This window comes from Variovorax sp. TBS-050B, assembly GCF_029893635.1.
In the GTDB taxonomy this organism is placed as follows: domain Bacteria; phylum Pseudomonadota; class Gammaproteobacteria; order Burkholderiales; family Burkholderiaceae_C; genus Variovorax.
Genome location: NZ_JARXYR010000002.1, coordinates 2039237 through 2057133, shown reverse-complemented (window position 1 = coordinate 2057133; position 17897 = coordinate 2039237). Strand labels below are relative to the sequence as shown.

At 64.2% G+C, this 17897-nt stretch carries 13 protein-coding genes and 1 tRNA gene; 3 read left to right on the top strand and 11 right to left on the bottom strand.

What is annotated here, in order from left to right; translation table 11 throughout:
- Positions 1-22 precede the first annotated feature (22 nt).
- On the bottom strand, positions 23-430 hold the full coding sequence (locus M2165_RS12645; protein ID WP_280814970.1) for a DUF427 domain-containing protein: 408 nt from the start codon (positions 428-430) through the stop codon (positions 23-25).
- 887 nt (positions 431-1317) lie between these two features.
- Between M2165_RS12645 and M2165_RS12640 the strand changes: the two genes are divergently transcribed.
- Positions 1318-2841: a phospholipase D-like domain-containing protein gene (locus M2165_RS12640; protein WP_280814969.1), complete on the top strand. Its 1524-nt coding sequence runs from the start codon at positions 1318-1320 to the stop codon at positions 2839-2841.
- Between the two features lie 7 nt (positions 2842-2848).
- Positions 2849-4051 carry a hypothetical protein gene (locus M2165_RS12635; protein ID WP_280814968.1) on the top strand — a complete coding sequence of 401 codons (1203 nt, stop codon included), beginning with the start codon at positions 2849-2851 and terminating at the stop codon, positions 4049-4051.
- On the opposite strand, the gene M2165_RS12630 is transcribed toward M2165_RS12635, so the two are convergent.
- Genes M2165_RS12630 through M2165_RS12620 form a run of 3 tightly spaced genes read right to left on the bottom strand, consistent with a single transcriptional unit; the run spans position 4044 to position 8564 of the window.
- Positions 4044-5330, bottom strand: a complete 1287-nt coding sequence (locus tag M2165_RS12630) for a hypothetical protein (protein ID WP_280814967.1) — start codon at positions 5328-5330, stop codon at positions 4044-4046. The genes M2165_RS12635 and M2165_RS12630 overlap by 8 nt on opposite strands.
- Positions 5327-6709: a DUF87 domain-containing protein gene (locus tag M2165_RS12625; RefSeq protein ID WP_280814965.1), complete on the bottom strand. Its 1383-nt coding sequence runs from the start codon at positions 6707-6709 to the stop codon at positions 5327-5329. Before M2165_RS12625 ends, M2165_RS12630 begins: the two co-directional genes overlap by 4 nt.
- 16 nt (positions 6710-6725) lie before the next feature.
- Positions 6726-8564, bottom strand: coding sequence for a GNAT family N-acetyltransferase (locus M2165_RS12620; RefSeq protein WP_280814964.1), 1839 nt, complete (start codon positions 8562-8564; stop codon positions 6726-6728).
- Positions 8565-9999: 1435 nt separating this feature from the next.
- Here M2165_RS12620 and M2165_RS12615 point away from each other — a divergent pair.
- The gene (locus M2165_RS12615; RefSeq protein ID WP_280814963.1) at positions 10000-10719 is read left to right on the top strand and encodes a hypothetical protein; all 720 of its coding nucleotides are present in this window, start codon (positions 10000-10002) and stop codon (positions 10717-10719) included.
- A gap of 60 nt (positions 10720-10779) precedes the next feature.
- Here M2165_RS12615 and M2165_RS12610 read toward each other — a convergent pair whose 3' ends face one another.
- The 7 genes from M2165_RS12610 to rsmB form a co-directional block, all read right to left on the bottom strand.
- Positions 10780-11406 (bottom strand): site-specific integrase, encoded by a 627-nt coding sequence (locus M2165_RS12610; RefSeq protein WP_280814962.1) that lies wholly within the window; start codon positions 11404-11406, stop codon positions 10780-10782.
- A gap of 16 nt (positions 11407-11422) precedes the next feature.
- Complete coding sequence (locus tag M2165_RS12605; protein WP_280814961.1) at positions 11423-12517, bottom strand: DUF6538 domain-containing protein; 1095 nt, start codon at positions 12515-12517, stop codon at positions 11423-11425.
- 150 nt (positions 12518-12667) lie between these two features.
- Positions 12668-12743 (bottom strand) — tRNA-Phe (locus tag M2165_RS12600).
- An 18-nt stretch (positions 12744-12761) separates the two neighbouring features.
- On the bottom strand, positions 12762-13463 hold the full coding sequence (locus tag M2165_RS12595) for a response regulator (RefSeq protein WP_280814960.1): 702 nt from the start codon (positions 13461-13463) through the stop codon (positions 12762-12764).
- A gap of 89 nt (positions 13464-13552) precedes the next feature.
- Positions 13553-15886, bottom strand: a complete 2334-nt coding sequence (locus tag M2165_RS12590) for an ATP-binding protein (RefSeq protein ID WP_280814959.1) — start codon at positions 15884-15886, stop codon at positions 13553-13555.
- Positions 15883-16494, bottom strand: a complete 612-nt coding sequence (locus M2165_RS12585; RefSeq protein ID WP_280814958.1) for a DUF4390 domain-containing protein — start codon at positions 16492-16494, stop codon at positions 15883-15885. The genes M2165_RS12590 and M2165_RS12585 overlap by 4 nt, the downstream gene beginning before the upstream one ends.
- A gap of 16 nt (positions 16495-16510) precedes the next feature.
- Entirely contained in the window at positions 16511-17887 is a 1377-nt protein-coding gene (rsmB, locus tag M2165_RS12580; RefSeq protein ID WP_280814957.1) for a 16S rRNA (cytosine(967)-C(5))-methyltransferase RsmB, read from the bottom strand.
- Positions 17888-17897: the final 10 nt, after the last annotated feature.

The window sequence follows — 17897 nt, the reverse complement described above, 5'->3', positions numbered from 1 at the left end:
CCGATTGCCTCGCCCGGAGCCCTCACCCTCCCGCGCCGGCGCGGCCCGAACTGCGGGCGACGTGGATCTCGGGATACTTGTCGTCGTAGAACGCCATGCGGTCCTTGAGCGCGAGGTGCTCGTCGAAAGGGTCTTCGTACGACCAGACCGAGTCCTCGAGGCGACGCTCGCCCAGCCCCAGGCTGTAGTAGCTGGCCGTGCCCTTGAACGGGCACTCCGAGGTGGTGGGCGACGGCGCGAGCTTCTCCATCCGCACGTCCGCACGCGGGAAGTAGTACCGGTCCGGTGCCTTGTCTTCGATCACTTTGATCACGTCCTGCGAGCTCGCAACCACGACGCCCTCGACCTCGACTTCCATCGGCTCGCGAAGCCGCTCTTCGCGAATGTGGTGATCGGGCCATCGGCGATGGCCGGGTGATGGTCGGCTCATAGGCATGCCTTTCCGCGGAATGAGGAAAGCCCAGCTTATTGTTCGCCGGCCGGCCCGCTGTAGGGTCGGGCGCACATCGATGTAGGCAGAGCGGCGCGTTGCATCTTGAAAGACAAAAAGGAACGCTTTGCCATCGCTATCGATCGGCTCGGCAGCGGAAGGCGCCGGACCAGTTGAGCGCCCCCAAAGACAAAGGCGCTGCAACTTCGTCAGTTGCAGCGCCTTGCGGATTTGGTGGCCTGGGGCGGAATCGAACCACCGACACGCCCACAGCCTCGCTAGCCCATTGATTGATTGAGTTTTTTCAAAACTGAAACAGGCTTAGTGTACCGCCTCGGCGTACCCTCGTGCTCAGGCGACATTCGGTTCAGTCCACCGACCTCAAGCCCATGCCAGCACAGTGACCCGTGCGGCAAGTCGTCGAGCCACGCAGCAGCATGGCAACGCGAGTGCGAAGCCAACGGGATAGTCGCGGCCGTGCCGATCCAAGACCCTGATCTTTTGAGCATGCTCGCCTCTCTTGAGAAGGTCTGTGCGGACATCTTGGCCACCGTGAACTTGATGAATATGTGTCCGCGCCGAAGTAGAACTGAGCCCCCCTTGGCTCCCTTTCCGGTCGGCGCCAACATGTGGTTGAAAAATCTGGGGTCGATGAGCCCATGGGACCCAGTCGGACCGTGCATCGCATTGTTCAAAATTCTTGGACCAAGCATCGGTGCACCGCCGCGCTCTCCCGGTAGGGCCTACCTTTCGGCTCGGGAGGCCGCTGTAGCTCCACGAATCAGCTACGATGGACGATCAAACGCGTCCAGTACGAGGAGAGGCATGGGCAAAACGTCGCAGCTTGGAGCGCACGGGTCGGTTGGCGCGAGCCCCGACGTCCGGCGATGACCGACAACGAAGTGCTCTTGAAGCGAGCATTGCGGGTTTTCCGCAATGGGATGGTGCAGCACATCCGCGAGCGCCTTAACGACAAGTTCGCCGAGAAAGCCGAAGAGCAGCTCGCAAGCCTGTTCGGGAAGAAGGATCCGGAGTCCGGCCTCACGCAGTGGGAGCGGATGACGATCAACGCGGAGCGGGCGCGAGCGAGCCTTGAAGTTTCCACGGTCGTCATGGACGGCTATGAGCTCTTGGGCGTCTCCGACTTCTTCGGCGTCTTCGAGAAGTTCCACGACGCGTTGACCCTGTCGCCGCCGGCCGACATGCCGCCGCAGGCCGCCGGAGAGCGCAAGAAGGGCCTGTTGCGCTGCCTGCAACAGGTCAAGGTCTTCCGCGACCCCAACGCTCACGACGTCACAGAAAGCATCAGCCACGATTCGCTGCTGCTCTGCTTGATCAACTGCAAACTTGTCTGCGGCGAGGTCGGGCTCGCCAGCACCCAACAAGCCCTCGATGAACTCCACAAGGAAATCGCCGCCGCGTCAGTTGCAAAGCATGCGACGGTGGTGCGCGTTACCGACGAGACCTCGGCATACGACCTCGGGTTGCGGTGCCTCACGCTCTCCGGCGCCTCGATGGATGTTCGAGACTTCAGCAGCTTCGAACCGGGCGCATTTGGCGCCTCTATCGCAAGCTCTCAAAACTGCGTGATTATCGCTGCCGCCGCCACCCCCGGACAGCTCTCCGAGAGCGAGATCGACGCCCTCGGAGAAGCATTGATCGGCTGCGACAAAGGAGGCCAGTTGCCGATCGTGCTTGTGGCGCAGGACTTGACTGAAGCTCACATCGAAGGCGCTCTCGTGCCTTTGGCAGCGGCGGTGTTCAAGCGCTCCGAGCGGTTGCCCCTCGTTCCGGCCTATGCCGAGGCGACCGCGGGGAAGCTGTCGCGATTGATGAAGTCAGGGCTGCCGGTCCGGCCGCGCCCCGCCCCCGTGCAGCCCGTCTCGGCGGCGCGGGCGGTTCACGACGACAAGCTAGCGCCGATGGTCTTCTCGATGATGAAGGATCCGCAACTAGTCACGGCCCGCATCGTGGCGCCGTTCGCCACCGACATGTCCTATGGGGCCCTAGGGCCCATTTCCACCGCGATGATCGAGGCGCGCAAGCGCGGCTGCCGCGTCTGCCTAGTAACGCGACCTCCCAGCCCCAAAGACGACGACTTGGCGGCCAAGAAGCACCTCCTGCAACTGCTGCACTCCGAGGATATTGAGCTCTACGTCAACCCGAGGCTACATTCCAAGGTCTACCTGTTCGAAAGAGAGGCGCAGAGGCATTTCTGGGCGGTGGGCTCGCACAACTTCACCAACCTCGCGCACAACGGCAAGAGCCTCGAAACCTCGATGGTCGGATACAGGGCGCAGGAATTCGAAGAGGCGCAGACATCCTTCGAGCGCGCTCGTCGTCACGTGGACACCCTCAACTTCGACACATGGGCCTCGCAGCAGATGCGAGCCGACAACCAATCACAATAAGGCTGACATGGACAACCAACAACTTCTTCATAAGAGCTGCTTCGCCCGGGCCCCCTTCCATGTCGTGCCCGTCGACAACAACATAGTCTGGGCGGGCTCGACGACGATCAAGACCGAGCTGCTTCGGATCGTCAAGGAGGTCCGGCACTCCCAGTTGGAGCTCTCGCACTTGGCTTTGATCTATGGCGAATACGGGTCCGGCAAGACGCATGCGCTCAAGTACCTCCGCGACCACTTGAAGCGAGAGGGCCGCTCGCTGGTCGCCTACTTGGACAAGCCGAAGGTCGAGAAGAAGGGATCCTTCCACGGCATCGTCAAGGAGGTCATCAAGCAGATTGGAAAGAACCCGCTTCGCGCCGCGGTGGAGCCAATCGTGAAATACATCCACGATGAGACTCAGCGCGAGCTTCCAGAGATGATCAAGAAGGCGAGCCCGCAGGAAACGCAGGATATGGGCAACTTCGTGAAGCGAGCCCAAGCCGAGTGCAAGAGCAACATCCAAGAGACGCTCTACCCACGCTTTCCCGAGATTTTCAACGTCTTCGAGGCGCTCGTCCAAGACGACGGACAAGCTTGGAACTACTTCGCGTCCAAGGCCACTCCGGCGGCGCTCAAAGCCTTCGACCTAAACTCCGGCATTGAGGACGACCATGACGCGCTCCGAGCGTTGGCGGCGATCTACACGGTCCTCACCACCAAGTATCCGGAGATTCCCGGCACGCCGGTCTTCGACGCCGCCTACCTTCTCGTCGACGAGATGGAGCAGTTCCTGGAAATGAAGGCCGACGAATTCGTCAGCATTCGGACGGGTCTGCGCGACCTCTTCAACAGTTGCACCGAGCACTTCGCCCTGTTCCTGAGCGCGACGGCGGAGAACGCCAGCCTATTTCATGGCATTCTGGAAGAGGCCATCATGGTCCGAGTGACCGCCAACCCCATCCACATGAGCTCGCACGACGAGGTGGACGACGGCTCGCGATTTCTCACCGAGCTCATGAAATACGCCCGCAATGGCACACAAGCGCCATCCCCCGAGCATCCCTTCACCGTGGACGGCTTGAAGGAAGTCGTCGAGCGGACCACGGCACCCAGAACCGCCCGCAAGTTGATTCAAAATGCCAACAGGGCGTGGCAAGGGGCCGCTGACGTGGTTCTCAAAGGCGGTCAGATCGACGTGTCGGATATGCAGAACATCCAAGGACTCACTTGACGTCGGGCGACTTCCGGAAAAGGTAGGCGAGCCTTCCCTGTCGGTTGCGGCCGAAGCCATATTGGTCAGGATGGCGAGCGGGAATGCTCGTGTCGCCCGTGATCGAGGGCCCCAAGTCGACGACGGGTTTGCCGTCCCAAAGGAAGCCGAAGAACAAGGCTTGGCGCAGCGGCGAGAGCATAGCTTCCGGAATGCCGGTGACGCGCACGGCATCGAACGCGCGGTCGAAGCGCTCCTTCAACTCGGTGTCTCGCGGCGTGTAGGAGCCGGCTCGCTCCAGCGTCAAGGTCGCGTTCTCCCAGAACGCGTCTTCGACGGCAACGCCCCATAACTCTTTGGCCTCGGACGCTTCCAGCCGAAAGCAGTCCGAGAGCGTGTCCACGCTAGGCGGGATGCTCAGCACCGGGCCCCTGAGATGCTGGCGAAAATAGTGCAGCAGCGATTCGCCAGTGGCGGACAGTCGCGTGCCACGCCCCTGCCGCTGTTCTGCCAGTCCGAGCGATTCAAGCCAAGCGCGGCAACGCGCGAAGTGATGTTCAAGAGTCTTCGACTCTCCGACGGCGCCTCCTCGCGAGGCATTGGTGCCCGGCGACGACTTCGCGTTGGACCGCAGCGAGTCCAGCAGATGCTTGGACGCTTTGCGCCGCTGCGCTTGCAGAGCCTCCAACGTGAAGCTTCCGTCGCTGATCGCTCCCTGCTCCCCAAAGATGGACTTCTTGCGAGCGATCACCGATTGGCGATAGGCGTCCCACTTCGACCCGCTCTGCCCCGTCGGAAGTTGATCGACCTTGGCTTGCGCCATCTTGTGGACGAGGTCGCGAAACACTGCGACCGGGGTCGCCGGCTCATGATCCCTCTCCAGCGCCGCCATGGCCTGCAAGAGGTAGTCGCCATTAGCCTCGAACATCGGCCTAAGGAATAACTGCCGCCTGCGAGCCGGTAGGGTCCAATCGCGGTGCCCGCGCATGGCGTTCACAACCCGCCCTTGGTCGTCGAGGAGGAACTTACGATGCTGCAACGTCGGCCCCGGAACCGAAGCGATTAACCCGAGCGCCGCCGCCTCGTCCACGCTAACGGACGCCACCTTGATCGTGCAGCCGGAGCTGTCCACGATTTTCTGAATGAGCTCCGCCGCGGTGCGGACCTCCCTACCGACGAAGAGCTCCAATGCGTTCGAGAAGTGCTCGGGAACGTTCGTGGAAACGCCGCCGATGGTGCCGACGAAGCGGATCGACTCCTGCGTCGTGAGACGCTGGAGCGGATCGAACGCCGTTTTCACAGCAGCGGCTCCCCGCCGCCGTGCGGAGACACTCGCGGTCTCAGCCGGAGAATGAAGGTTCTGCTCGCCTCGGAGTCCGAAAGCAGCGCTTCGCCCGGCGACAGTTCGCGCACCAACAGCTTGGGGTCTGAAATGTCCTTCTCCCGGATCCGGGTCGTGCTTGGCAGCGGCGCCGGGAGCCTCGCTGTCGCGGCGGCGATGTCCGCGTCGATCGTCAGCTTGTGAAGAATGGTCAGATCGACTTGGCTGATCGCGGACGCGTCGATCGCCGAAGGCTGCTGAGTGGCCAGCACGAGGGACAGCCCCGCGTCCCGCCCTCGCTTCACATAGTCGACGACCACCTCGTTGGCGGATGTCTTGTCCGCCGCGGGGCACACCAAGTGGGCCTCGTCGATCATCACCCACATCCTGCTGGGCTTCGACCGATCCTCCGGGCCGCCCGCTCGGGCGGCGACCTTGCGCTGCTGGTGATGGCGCGACATCGCCCGCTCGATTTGCCGCATCAATACCGCGACCGTGACCGCTTTGAGGTCTTCAGGCAAGTCCCGCATGAGGACAATCGAGCACTGGTCCGGCCGCAGCAGTTCGTCCAAGACGGACTCGCCGGCGCGGAACAGCCCCATCTCCGCAATCGCCAACAAACGCCAGATGACGGCGTCGAATGTTTGCTGCTGGAAGGACGCGAGATCTTGATACTGCTGCGGCCTTTGCAGAATCGCCACCAGATCCGACACCTCGAAGTTCGGCTTGGTGCGCACCGCGATCTGCCGGCACGTCGCGATGGCTTGCCCCATCGCCTCGAAGCGCTTGGTCCCCAAGAGCGAGAGCCAATCGGGGAGCTCCAACGAGCTTGGCGGCACCGTCAACGGCCGCTCTGTCCCCGTGATCGGCTGCGAGCCCACGGGCAGGAAGAGCACTGGGGCCCGAACCTCGCCTTTCAGGTTCCACTTCGACAGCTTCTCGATCTGAGCCGCGTCCGCGGGCATCTGGCTGTTGAGGCCTCCGCCCAGCGCCCAAAATTGACTTTGAAGATCGAAAAGGACGGAGGAGAAGCCCTCGGGCCGCTGGGAGAAGTTTCCGCTGGTGGCGCTGAGGCCTTCGAGCAGAATGCCGAGGTCGTAGCTCTTCCCGCTTCCGCGCTTGCCGGCGATGAAGACGACGTGTGGAAACTCGGCGTCCAGCCAGACGTTGTAGTCGAAGTATTCGGTCGAAGGCACGCGCTCGGCGACCTTGCCCACGAACAACGAAGCCCCCGAGCGCCGGGACTGCTCGCGCTGCCCCACCACTAGGTGCTTGCCTGCGGCGTCCACGAAAACGCCCTCGATGGGCTCCTTGCCTCGATAGGCGTTCCCTCCGATGGGTTTGATTGCGTCGCTCATGAGGCTCCTCAACGTGTCAGCAGGTCTCCACGGTCCAACGACCCAGCGAGTCCAAGTTCAGTATGGCGGATGGGGCGAGCGCGGAGAGCACCGGCTCTCGGCGTGGCCCGGCTATGAACGCGGTCACGCCCAACTCCCGAGCCGTCTTGGCCACGTTCTTCGAGACGATGGCGGCGGTGGTGTCGTCAAGCACCGAGCAGAACTCGTCGATGATCCACACAGGCTTTCGCGACGCGATCATTCGCGCGATCGCGAGGCGATGGCGCTGGCCCGCGCTGAGCATCCGGGGTTGCTTGAAATACAGGGCAGCCTCCGAGAGGCCGGCCGCGTTCATGCTGAACAGGCAGTGGGCTAGCTCGGTCGAGCCGACCTGTTCGATGGAGGGCCTGTTGTCGAAGTCCAAGGAGAAGACCGCGCAGTCCTTCGGCTTGATCCCCTTCAACTTGCCCGAAGTGGCCTTGCGAGCTCCCATAAGCACTTCCAGGAATCCTGTCTTGCCGGAGCCCGACGGGCCCCACACATAGACGACGCTTCGAGGCGCCACTTCCATCGTCAAGCCGCTGACGCCGGTATGCGAGTTGACGGCGAGCTCGATGCCGAAGGCTTCTTGTATGGCGTTGGCCCACGAGCTGGGCGTGATGTCGTAGGAGTAGGCGATCGTCAACTCCGAGATGGCGATGGTCTCCCGCAGCGGCGGGTCGGGCCGGACTTGGTCGATGACGGGCGCAGGCGTTGCGGGAGGATTCTCCGACAGGCGTTTGGACAAGAAGGCGATCGAGTCCTTGGTCAAGCCGGCCATATAGGTTGGCTTCGGAAACCGCAGAAGCGAGGAGAGGAGACCATACGCCGTCGGCGACATGCCGTCGGCGGTGTCCGCCGAGAGGAAGACGGACAGCATTTGATCGACATCGAGGTTCTGTTCGGCGGCGATCTTTCGAATGCGATCCACGTCCCCGCGCTGCTTCTGGAGCATCGACTTCGCGTTGGCGGAGAACACGGAGTGGCTCTCCTTGTCGCGCAGCCCGCCTTCGATGTCCGAGAGGACGCGGTTCAAGTAGCGCTGGTCCTTCTGGACGCGGTCGATGTTCCCGGAAGTGGTTCCGATGAAGGTCATGCCCGCGCTCTCGGCGAAGGGCACGAACTTCAACATGTCCGCGGTGATTTCCAGAAAGAGGGGCTTCATCCGCGAGATGTGCCAATGGGACTTGCAGTAGTCGATGGCGGCTTCGCAGAGCAACACGCCAAGCCCGGCCCCGCGGAACTCAGGATGGACCACGCAGCGGCCAATGCGGGCGATCGCGTTGAGATATACCCCGCGGGCATTCATGTCCCACCGCTTCCAGCCGATACCCGAGGCGTCTTCGAATTCGGCGTCCAACAGGTCGTTCCGGGACTTGTGACCCGCGAACGTGTTGCTCAGTTCAAGGTAGCCTACGAGGCTTTCGCGGCCCTCGCGCTCCAAGTAAGCCACCAAGACCGCCTTTCGGCCGAAGCTCTGGTTCGCCCGATAGTGGTAGGAAGCGAGCCGCTCGTAGCCTTCCATGTCCGCCGCGTCCTTTGCCTCGCGGATGACGACGCGTGCGCCAAGCGCGGGGAGCGGATGCGTGCTTCGGAAGGCCGGCAGGACCGCCGCAGTCCCGTTTCTGCACAGCGCGTCGACCCTGAGCCGGCCCGAGCGCCTTGTCACGCGAAGCTCGTCACCCACACCGACGCAGCACGCGCGGTGGACTTCAAGCTCGAAGCCGTCGGTCAAAACCAAGGTGCGCCCGTCAGGGCGGGTGCGAACCTTCTCGACGGTTCCGGTGAAGTCGAGCGGGGCGGAGGGCAGCGGGATGGCCTGCGACAGGCGGTTCATCGAACGAATTTCTTGTGCAAAAGGACTGACGTGAGCCTACCGGGAATGACACCTTTGGTCCAGGTACGAAAAGGTTGGCAAGATTCCATAGATTATCGTGGCCCCCTGACCTCGCTCGGGAGCCGAGCACAATCGTGTCCATGGGAAAAGCTGAACCGAGCGTGCTCGTGGTGGCACCCGCCAACCGTGGGGAGGCTGACCTCGCAGCTTTCGTGGCTCTCGTAGTCAGTTGCGGCGAGGTCGCACGTGGCAGGCCGCGTCAAGAGGGCAAACTCTCGCGCTCTCGCGCTCTTGCGCTCTTGCGTGACGGCGAGAAGGTGATCGGCGTCGCGGGTTTGAAGCATCCTTCGACGAAGTATGTTCCGAAAGGCTCCGACCTCGATCCAGTTCAATGTCATTCCATTGCTTGACATATCGCCGATACATGCGGAGCAAGGCTTCACGGATATAGCCGTCAGTCAACACCGTTCCATGCTCGGATAGCTCGAACGGTCACCCCAAGGACGCTCGTCAATCCATATTCGCCTTGCTCACAATAGTCAACTCCTCTGTGTCTCGACGCCCCATTCTCGGCCGGACGAACGAGCAAAAAATGAGCTGCGTATCCGAGCCTCCACCTACAAGACTCTGAACTCTGCAGCCCCCCCTACCCCTCGCCGAATCCCGTGCCGGCCTAACCTCACCCAATGAGCCCACGGATCACGCCCCGCCGACCCCGCGGCAGGCGGAAGAGTTATCTGTAGGCTCCCGTGTCCGCCACTGCTCCGCGCACCGCTCTGCCCGCCTGCAGCGTTAGCTGGGTGAGGATCAGCACTGCGCCGGAAGAGTGAGCGGAGAAGATGAACTGCCGCTGTGAACAGAAGTGTCCACACAAACCGGGCAGAAGGAATCGCGGATCGACATTGCTAGTTAGGCCCCCCAGAACCAAACGCTACCCAATACCTAACAGCACCGCCAACCAGTACAGACGCCCTGATCGTCCAAAATCGACCGTATACGGCCCGAACTGCTGTCAACGCTCAACGCCGAAGGCCTGCTCAAGGAACCACCATTTGGAGCCCGACGCCCTCTTTCGCGCGCCCGCTCTCCGCGTTCCGCAGCAAGGTCCGAAAAGAGAGAGTTCATCCCTGCCTACGCCAAGGCGCAAAACGTCGATTCTCAGGCGACGCCCTGCGAGCGGCCGTGGTTTGCGCCCCCTCTAAATGCATCGCGGTGGTATCAGACCACCTAAGTGAACACACCACGTTCGCCGCGCCAGTCTGGATTGCAGCTCGTTCGCGCAGCGCACTTGACTGCCTGCGTCCAGTCATGCCGGCCTCGCAACGCCGTCACGTCATCGAGTACCGCAGACCATTTCGCTCCGCTCCAGCCCCATTGCTCATTCTTTGGGCACCGATCTGCGCTTTTCGCGCAGTTTCATCGGGCTGGAACCCGCATGAATGCTGGTTTTCCGGCGTTCCCCCTGATTTTGAAAGGAACATGTTTGCAGAACAAGACTGTCACTCGGTCCTACCGGACCGAGAAGCTGGACGCACGAACCCTTGCCATCCTGTCCGTCTCGAAGACCAAGGCCGGAACCATTCGCTCGATATGCGAGTACGTGGACCTCGCAACGGGAGAAATCATCCCCGCAGACGAGTTGGATGTCCGCACCCTTAACCTTTCCACCATCTTGCCCGCCCGCGCCAAAGCGCTGAATTCCTTAAGGCCCGAAGTCCGCCGGTTTGCGGCCTTCGTTCTGAAGTTTGCGAACCGGCGTCGCGACATCACGCCAGGCATCGACACACTTTGCCGCTGGTATGCAGACCTCAATAACAAGAGGTCTAGCGATGTGCGGCGATACATTCCGGCGCTAAAACAGGCTGGCATCCTTGCTGGAGATACGCTGCTAGGCAGGCCCTTCCAACGGACGGCAACGACATCAACGGAAGTGATGGGAGAAGAAGTTGATGCCTCAACGAAGTACCTGCTCATGCGTAGGCATGCGCAAGACAAAAGCATTTCCAGTCGCCAAGGCCGCGCGGCACCGTCGTGGCTCGTGGACGAAACGGTAGCTGCACTAGAGGCGGAACTACAGGCAGAGGAAGCGGCTTACGCTGCAATACAGAAAGCTGCGACGACACTCATGCCGGAACTCTCTCTGGAAACAGCCTAACCACTCCTTCTGCTCAGGCGAGCAACCGCACGCCTGGGCTTACCCCCTTTGACGCAGTCGCTAGCCGTAAAGAGCATAGGCCGCCTCGGCCAAAGCCTCTACAGATGGGTAACGAGCAATTTCGGCAGCCATACGCACCAGCGGCATTTGCCCATAGTCGCGCGCCACCATTCCAGCCCCGGCGTGACCAGTGATCGCGTCGTGTACGTCTTCAGGAATGCCTACCTCGCGGCATAACGTCTTGAACGTGTGGCGGAAGCCATGCGAAGGGCTGACTGAAGTATCCAAACCCACCACATCACGCAAATATGCCGCCCAGCGCTTGCCGAAGTTCGCTCCGTAAAAGCCAGCGGGACTTGGCTTCAGCTTGGGGAACAACTGCCCACCCTTCGGGACACTTTGCGCGTATTCGAGAAACCCTCGCTCCACCAAATCAGGATGGAGCGGAATCATCCGCCGACTTCCTTCCGTCTTCACTCCGCGGTCTGGGTCATCCTCATCTGGCATCGCAAGGATGCTCAGACAGGGAATCCCCTCGCTGCTGATCCGCACGTCCCTCGCGGCGAGTTGTGCCAGCTCTTCGCGTCGCGCCCCCGTGTAGTACATCAGCAGCGGCATCCAGTACCATGCCCTACCGAAATCCGCGCGAGGCGCAGACCATCCCGCCTCGGTAAAGATCGGGCTCATGAAGATTCGGCGCAGTTCATCCTTGGTGTAGTCCTTGCGCCGCCGCGATGCAGCACCGCGACTGCCAGCAGCCTTCGCTGCAGCCCTGCCGATGCCACCTGCGATGACCGGATTTTCCGCCAGCAACCCCAGCCTCACGCCGTGACTGAGTACAGCGGATAGAGCACGCAGCTTGTTTCGGATGGTTGGCGCAGAAACTTTGGGCAACCCTTCGGCTTCGGCTTTTGCAAATTAGTTGCTTTGCCGATAGCTTGCGAATGCCGTCGCCCTTTGCGGGCATCTGAGCCAGATAGGCCCGATACGCACGGACGGTTTCGCGGCTGATCTTCTCGATTGGAAGATCGCCGCAGAGTTCGATGAACTGCTTAAGCGTTGCTTCGTAGCCGTCCAGCGTCTTGCGCACACCCCGCGTGTCGCCATCGTTGAGCTTCTTGTCAGCGCTGTAGGTCTCGAACAGACCGAGCAGTTTTGTGTGCTGCTTCGACACCTTTCGCTTGGCCTCAATCATCAGCGGCTCATGCGGCAGAACATCGGGCTGGGCCGTCCAGTTACCTTCGTAGCGCTTGAATGCGAGGTCTGATAGCTTGAGCCAGTGTTCACGAAATGCCGCTTCAAGGCGCGCTCGCCGTTCGGCGTCTGCGGGCAAAGGCACTCCACTGGACCGCAGCGTGGCCGCGACATTGCGAGTCACACGAGAAGCGAAGTCATGCTCTTCCAGGAACCCTTCGTCCAACGCCTGCCGAGCACCAGCAAGCCGAGTGTGTTCGACGTGCTGATCGCCCAGTTCATTGATCCATCTCTCGGCTTCAAACAGCCAAACAACGAAGTTACCTGACGCTTCAAGCTTCTGCGCCTCGGCCCGAAACCATCGCGCGGCCAGCTGCTGGGTGTCTCGCTCACCCAGGGCGTCGAGACCTTTTGATTGAGCCCGAGCAAGCGCGAAAGCATCGTCCGATCTCGCCCACTCCTCGGCAAATCTCGTCTTCGCTTCGGACGGGTCGCGGGTCTTGAGCGATCTCTTGTACTCGTGGCCGAGCGCAGATCGCAACTCGGGTGGCACCTTGCGGCGCAACTGATAGATCCCAGTCGGGGACTTGAACGGCTGGGCCATGAACGAGCGTCGGCGAGCAGTTGATGCGCCGCCGATTCTATGGAGCGAAGAGGCCACGGTGTACCTGCTTGGTGTACCAAATCAAGCGGATAGCGAAGCGCCACAACTGAAAAGCCCCTGATTCCGTTAAGAATCAAGGGCTTAGAAGAGTGGTGGCCTGGGGCGGAATCGAACCACCGACACGCGGATTTTCAATCCGCTGCTCTACCAACTGAGCTACCGGGCCTTGGTATGGAGCCTTAAATTATACAGCGCTTCTGCGGCCTCTGGAAAGATCGACGCCAAGTTGTTTGAGTTTGCGATACAGATGGGTGCGCTCCAGCCCGGTCTTCTCGGCCACGCGGGTCATGGAGCCGTTCTCCATCGCGAGGTGGAACTCGAAATAGGCCTTCTCGAAGCCGTCGCGCGCGTCGCGCAGCGGGCGGTCGAGGTCGAAGCTCTGGGTCGATTGCGGGCCGGCATCGGGCACGGGCACCGAGGCGAGCGAAGCGAGCAGCAGGCTGTCGCCGGTGGTGGTGATGGCGGCGGGCTGGTTGGCGCCGGAGGCCGGCGGCACGATGCCGGCGGCCACGCGGCGTGCGTTCTCGCGCGCGAGGCCCTGCTCCACGTTCTTGAGCAGCTTCTGCATGGTGATCGGCTTCTCGAGGAAGGCGAAGGCACCGATGCGCGTCGCGTCGACGGCGGTGTCGATGGTCGCGTGGCCGCTCATCATGATGACGGGCATGGTCAGGAGGCCGGCGGCGGACCATTCCTTGAGCAGCGTGACGCCGTCGGTGTCGGGCATCCAGATGTCGAGCAGCACGAGGTCGGGCCGGGCGCGCTGGCGCGCGGCACGCGCTTCGGAGGCGTTCTCCGCAAGCTCCACGTTGTGGCCTTCGTCATTGAGAATTTCGAAGAGCAGGTCCCTAATGCCCAGCTCGTCATCGACCACGAGAATGTTTGCCATGAGTGCTGTGTGTTGTCCGCGCCGGTGTCTGCAATGTGTGTAGCGTCGCCAGTCAGCCATCGCCGGTGCGCGAGGGGGTTCTTTCGCGCTCAGGCGGCGGAAGACTTCGAATCTTCGGTGTGAGCGACCGCTGCTTGCGAGTCGCCTGCCAGCGCGAATGATAGCGAGACTTGCGCCCCCGCTACAGCCCCATCGACAACGCGGTTGGAAAGCTCGATGCGCGCGCCGTGCTCGTCGGCGATCTTCTTCACGACCGCGAGCCCGAGACCTGTACCTTTTGTTTTCGTGGTGACGTAGGGCTCGAAGGCGCGCTTGAGAATGTGCTCGGCAAAACCGGGGCCGCTGTCCTGCACCGTGAGGCGCACGCGCTGCCCCGAGTCGCCGAGCCGGGTGCGGATGACCACCTCGCCGGCGCGGCCGGTGCTGCTGGCGGCGGTCTCGGCCGCATCCTGCGCGTTCTGCAGCAGGTTGTGGATGACCTGGCGGATCTGCTGCGCGTCGCCGCGGATCGGCGGGCAGCGCTCGTCGAGCTCGGAACGCAGCGCGATCGGCGCGTTCTCCGCGTGGTAGAGCTGCAGCACGTCGACGAGCAGCGCGTTGAGATCGACGGGCTTGAGGTCGGCCGCGGGCAGGCGCGCGTAGTCGCGGAATTCGTTGACCAGCCGCTTCATCGCATCGACCTGGTCGACGATGGTCTTGACCGACTTGACGAGCACGGCCTGCTCGGGCGCGGCGACCTTGCCCGAGAGCTTCATCTCGAGCCGCTCGGCCGAGAGCTGGATCGGCGTGAGCGGGTTCTTGATCTCGTGTGCGAGCCGGCGCGCCACTTCGCCCCAGGCCTGCGCGCGCTGGGCCGAGACGATCTCGGAGATGTCGTCGAACACGAGCAGCCGCGCGGCCCCGGGCAGTTCGGCGCCGCGCGCGACGATGTTGATGGCGCTGCTGCCCTGCTGCGGCAGGTCGGTGCCGGTGGCATGGAGCTCGAAGGCATGCTGCCAGTGGTCGAGGCCGTGCTGCAGGCGCTCGACCTGGAACTCGTCGAACTGCTGCTGCACGCTATTGCCGAAGTCGGCGAGGCCCGGCACCTCGGCCAACGGCATGCCCTCGTAGGCGGCCAGCGGCGCGCGCAGCACGCGCGTGGCGCCGGGATTGGTGGACAGGATGGTGCCCTGCGCATCGAGCACGATCACGCCGGAGGTGAGGTTGTCGAGGATGGTCTGCAGGTTGGCGCGCGCGGCGTCGAGCTGGCCCATGGTCTTCTCGACCGCGCCGCGCGCTTCGGCGAGCTGCTGGGTCATCACGGCGAACGAGCGCGTGAGGCCGCCGAGCTCGTCCTTGCCCTGCAGCACCGCGGTCGGTCGCAGGTCGCCCGCGGCCACCTGGCGCACGCCGTCGGCCAGCACGAGCAGCGGCCGCGCGAGCTGGTTGCCGAACAGCACCGCAAGCAGCACAGCGCCGAACACCGCGAGGAAGAGGCTCAGCGTGAGCGTGCCGATGTACATGCGCCTGAGGCCCTCGCGGGCCAGGGCGCGCTCCTGGTATTCGCGATTGGCTTCCTGCACCGCGAGGGCATTGGCCACCACCGCGGGCGGCAGCGGCTGCGTGACCTGCAGGAAGCGCGGCGCGGTGTCGAAGTCGAAGCCGGGGCGCTGCACCATCGCGAGCGCGCGCACGCTGGCCGGCGGCAGGTTGGCGCCGGGCGGTGCGGTTTCGTCCAGCCCTTCGATGTGCGCGATCACGCGGTCGGCGCGCACCTGGCGCAGCTGCTGGATGGTGGGCCGCTCGGGGCTGAGCTGGAAGCGCGAGGTGCCGGCACTGGCCACGAGCTGGCCGGTGTTGTTCCAGAGGATGACGTCGCTCGCCTGCAGCTGGTCGCGGATGCGCTCGAGCACGAGGCCGGCGCTGGCGTCGGGCACCTGCACCAGCTGCGCGCTCGCGACGCGCGTCTTGGCGGCGAGGTCGTCCGAGAGCGAGTCGAGCGTGGCGCGCCCGAGGTTCAGGCCCGCGTCGAGCGCGCCCTCGACCTTGACGTCGAACCAGCTTTCGATCGAGCGCGCGACGAACTGGTAGGAGACCACGTACACCAGCGCGCCCGGCACCACGCCCACGAGCGCGAAGATGGCGGCGAGCTTGATGAGCAGCCGGCTGCCGAACTTGCCCTGCCGCAACCGCCGCAGCAGCCGGAACGCGACCCAGCCGATCACGAGCACGAGCAGCACCGCCACCACGACGTTGATGCCGAACAGCCGCACGTAATAGCGTTCGTAGAGCGCGCGGTTGTTGGTGGCCTGCGCGAGCAGGAACATCAGCACCAGGCCGATGGCCGTGACCAGCGCGGCGCCGACGCCGATGGCCCAGCGCATTGCGCGCGCGCGGCGCGCGGCGGGCGTGGCCGCTGCGCCGCTGCGCGGTTTGCCGGTCACCGCTGCTTCTCCAGCGGCAGCCGCGCGGCGCGTTCGGCCACGATGTTCCAGTCGGCCTGGCCGACCACGCCGATCTGGAACGGGCGCGGCAGCTGCGAGGTGTCGAGCCGAAAGCGGAACACCACCTGGTGCAGCGACTCGTCGCCGATGTCGGCCGCGTCGCCCAGCCGCAGCCGGCCGATGCGCTTGACCGCATCCATGGCGTCGCCGAGGCTGTCGAAATTCTGGTTCAGCGACACCGCGAAGCCCGCGGTGCCGGTGATCGGCACCGGCGACACGTTGAGCCGCCAGCGCCGCGTGAGCGGCTGGTAGGCCAGCCGCATGTGGCGGGTGACCTGCGCGACCTTGCGGTCGGTCCAGTACCAGCGTTCCTGGAACACTTCCGCCTCGGCGACGAAGTAGACGGCAATGCCCTTGTCGAGCACCTCCTCGACCAGCGAGGGCAGCTCGAACTGCACGGCCGCGGTGAGATAGATGCCGTCGTCGGCCTGCTCGAGCCGCATCTGCGTGACCGACGCGCCCGCCCGCCCCTGCGCGGCGGCGCCGAACGGCAGCCAGCTCAGCAGCAGCACCCCGACGAGCATCAGCACGGCCAGCGGCGCCAGCATGCGCCGTCCGCGAACGTCAGTGCGGGCGTTTTTCAAGCAGGGCGTAGAAGAAGCCGTCGTGGTCACCCGAGGGATTGTCCGGGACGGCGCGGGCAATCGCCCCGCTTTGAGGGAGCAAATGGCCCGGCGAGGGGGCCAATCGGGCGTCGGTGTTGTGCGCAAGAAACGCATCGATTTGCTGCGAACCCTCTTCCCTGAACACCGAACAGGTGCAATAAAGCAGCCGGCCGCCGGGCCGGACGAGCGGCCACAGCGCCGCCAGCAGGGCCGCCTGCTGCGCCGCGAGCTGGCCGGTGTCGCTTTCGCGGCGCAGCCAGCGCACGTCGGGATGGCGCCGCACGATGCCCGAGGCGGTGCAGGGCGCGTCGAGCAGGATCGCGTCGAAGGGCGTGCCGTCCCACCAGGCGGCCGGGCGCGCGGCATCGGCCACCACGACCTTCGCCGACAGGCCGAGCCGGCCGAGCGTGTCGTCGATGCGGCGGGCGCGGGCCGCGTCGACCTCCAGCGCCGTCACCTCGATGGCCGCCGGGCCGGCGAACTCGATCAGGTGCGCGGTCTTGCCGCCGGGCGCGGCACAGGCGTCGAGCACGCGCAGCGGCGCGGCGCCGGGCTCGACGGCCCGCATGCCTTCGAGCAGCAGCGGCGCCGCCATCTGCGCCGCGGCGTCCTGGACCGAACATTCGCCCTCGGCGAAGCCGGGCAACTGCTGCACCGGTCGTGCGCGCACGAGCTGGAGCCCGTCCGCGCCCACCGGCACGCCGTCGAGGCCCACGGCCTGCAGGGCCAGCCGGTACGCGGCCACGCTGGTCTTCAGCCGGTTGACGCGCAGCGTCATCGGCGCCTGGGCGTTGTCGGCCGAGAGCACGCGCTGCCAGTCGCGCGGATGGTCGCGCTTGAGCCGCTCGATCCACCAGCGCGGATGGTTCCATTGCGCCACGGGTTCATGGTCGGTGGCGGCGACGAGCTCGTCGCGTTCGCGCAGGAAGCGCCGCAGGCAGGCGTTGATGAAGCTTGCCTGCGCGCGCGTGGCCGGGTTGCGCTTGGCGGCCTCGACGGCCTGGTCGACCAGAGTGAAGGGTTCGTAGGGCGAATGCTGCGCATCCCAGGCGAGCGCCAGGGCGGTGCACAGCAGCGCATCGGGCAGCGGCGGCGGCGTGCGCTTGGCCAGGTGGCGGCGCAGCGCCTCGGCGCGGCCGAGCCAGCGCAGCACCTGGAAGCCCAGCGCCTGCACGCCCGGGCGCAGCGCGGGTTCGACCGCATCGAATGCGACCGAGCCCGAGCTGCCGGCGCGGATCGACGCGAGCGCGGCCGCGGTCAGCTGCAGCTGGCGCCACAGCGGCGGCTGTGCCGCCGGCGCCGCCTCGGGGTGGTGATCGGAAGGTAGGTGTGGCAAGTTGGGAGCG